Below are 2,785 nucleotides of genomic sequence, written 5' to 3' on the forward strand. Positions count from 1 at the left end.
CAACACTATTTATTATAGAACCCTTTATTGTGTCTCATATTTTATTCAGATTAGTCGGTTTTACTAACCAAGCTTATTAGTCAACCATCTCGAACAAGTCATTCAATCCTTCAGCTAAAGTAGGATGGGTATAGATTTGGTCGCGTAAAGTCGTGTATGGTAAGCGGGCATTCATGGCGACGGTAATGATATTGATGATTTCATGGGCACCTTCACCGAATAAACGAACCCCTAAAATTTCATTGGTTTTCGCATCGATGACCGCTTTAAATACGCCAGTAGTTCGGCTGATTACTTTCGCTTTTGGAATATTCACCACTGGTAACGAGGCTACTTTCACCTCATAACCAGCTTCCGTAGCCGCCGTTTCAGTTAAACCAGCTGATGCAAATGATGGTTCAATAAATGTTGCTGTTGGAATCACTGAACGACTTTCAAGGTTGTAGCTACCGTTCCCAAAGATGAAGTCTTTCAAAATCCGGTTATCATCTAGTGAAACGTAGGTAAATTGGGGTCCACCCTTAACGTCACCAACCGCGAAGATGTGGTCTTTGGTCGTTTGTAAGTGTTTATTGACCTGGATTTCACCACGATCATTCACTTCAACGCCCGCTTTATCCAATTGTAGACTTGCCGTATTGGCGTGACGGCCAACAGATACTAACACAGCTTCAGATTGGATGCTTTTTTCTTTTCCATCTAGTTCAACTGTCAAAATGGCTTGGTCACCCTCAACTTGAGCAGCAGTTGTATTGGCATTAAAGACGAATTCAATCCCTTGATTTTGTATAGCTTCTAAGACTACATCCGCTACGTCACGGTCTTCAGATTTTAAGAAAGTAGATGCATCGCCGTTAGATAAGACTTTCACTTTAGCACCAAATTGGATAAACATAGAAGCAAATTCTAAGCCAATAAAACCGTCCCCAATAATAGTTAAGCTTTCTGGGTAGTCTTCTTGGTCCATCAAGGTTTCAGAAGTATAGAAAGGTGCACCAGCTTCTAATAAGTCGCCTAAACCGTCAATATTACCTGGTACATTTGGCCGCGCACCAGTGTTTACAATAATGCGGTCTGCTGATAATTGCATCGTTTGACCATCGTCATCCTTAATTTCAACAGTATCTTCATCAACGAAATAGGCCATACCATCGATCACTTGACCATTTTCTAAGTCAGCGACTTTATGGTAGTTAGCATGATTCAACTTACTGATTAAGCCTTTCTTCGCTTGGACTGCACTTCCATAATAAGTCCTATTATCTGCGTCTTCTGGTTTACGTTCTGCTGCTGTAATGAGATTTTTAGACGGCAAACAGGCTACATTGATACAGGTACCACCGTACATTTTAGGTGAAACTTCAATCAAGGCTACAGTTTCCCCTGACTTGGCTAAGGTACCAGCAATCGTTTTGCCTGCTTTACCAAAACCAATAATGATGTTATCAAATTTTTCCATCTATAAATCTTCCTTTCGATTGGACACTTTTATATATTTTAGTATATGCTTCTTGACAGTTTTTTATAAAGGATATGCACTAGGCTAAACATCACCGGCACTTAAATTTTACTTTTTGCAAATAAATCGCTATCATTATCTTATCTGTATTCAAAAAACGCCCGGTGTACATATAATGGGCTTAAACAATAGCATAAGGGAGTGATTAGATGACATTATTACTGAATGTTAAAGACATCCGAGGGTTGGTCGATATGGCAGAGACCGTCAACATTGTCGAAAAAACCTATCATGAAATGGGTCAAGGCAAGGTGATCAACCCAAGCAAGGTGAATTTAGACCTAGGTGAAACGGGTAATTACCCCTTCTACGACGGCTTTATGAATGCCATGCCAGCCTATATCGACTGGTTAAACATGGCTGGCATGAAGTGGATCGGCGGCTTTTATGGTGGACGTCGAGCAGCCGGATTCCCCTACATGACAGGGATGATTCTCTTGTTAGACCCACATGTGGGGCGGTTTTTATCCGCTATGGACGGGGCTTATATTACAAACCTTAGAACAGGTGCGCAAACCGCTGTCGCCCTATCTTACTTTAAACTAGGCGAATCCATCTCACTTGGTATGTTTGGTGCTGGTACACAGGCCAGAACCCAGGTGATTGCTATTACTAAACGGTACAAAATTAACCGTCTAGTCGTATGGAACCACCGCCGTTCAACAGCAGAAGCCTTTAAGGAGGATATCGCCCACCTAATCGATGGTGAAGTTATCATTGCGGATAAACCTGAAGACGCCACAGACAATGACGTGCTGATTACGGTTACAGGTGCTACCGCACCCTTTATCACAGGCGATATGATTAAACCAGGCACTATCATTATGCCAATGGGGTCACGTGGCGAAATCACAGACGATATCATCATTAACGCCGATCATATTTATGTAGACCACAGAGCTCAAGCGCTTCATCGAGGTGCTTTAAAGAGCTTAAATGATGCTGGCCATATCTCAGCAGCTGATATTACAGCTGACTTTGGTCAACTGGCAACAGGCGAAATCTCCCCTCAACACAATGACAAAACAACCACTATTGTCATACCAATCGGTATTGGGGCACTGGATGTCGCTGTCGCAGGACATGTCTACCACCAAGCTATGATACAAGGTCTTGGCCAGCAATTTGATTTTGACTTGCTTGGTGGGGATAATACCATCAATTACATGGAACCAGACTTGGAAAAAGAATAAGGTTATCAACCAAGCTAATAATGTTGTAACAAAAAGGAGGATGTGACCAAACTGAACTGCCCCCTGTCAAGTA

General features: G+C 42.1%; 2 protein-coding genes. One reads left to right on the forward strand and one right to left on the reverse strand.

Annotated features, from left to right (window positions below):
* Nucleotides 1-76: 76 nt before the first annotated feature.
* Nucleotides 77-1,459, reverse strand: a complete 1,383-nt coding sequence (locus B2V22_RS01220; RefSeq protein WP_290489957.1) for an FAD-dependent oxidoreductase — start codon at nucleotides 1,457-1,459, stop codon at nucleotides 77-79.
* Nucleotides 1,460-1,668: 209 nt separating this feature from the next.
* Between B2V22_RS01220 and B2V22_RS01225 the strand changes: the two genes are divergently transcribed.
* Nucleotides 1,669-2,712, forward strand: coding sequence for an ornithine cyclodeaminase family protein (locus B2V22_RS01225; RefSeq protein ID WP_290489958.1), 1,044 nt, complete (start codon nucleotides 1,669-1,671; stop codon nucleotides 2,710-2,712).
* Nucleotides 2,713-2,785: the final 73 nt, after the last annotated feature.

The sequence above is a fragment of the Aerococcus sp. UBA6277 genome (assembly GCF_002440555.1).
Lineage (GTDB): Bacteria > Bacillota > Bacilli > Lactobacillales > Aerococcaceae > Aerococcus.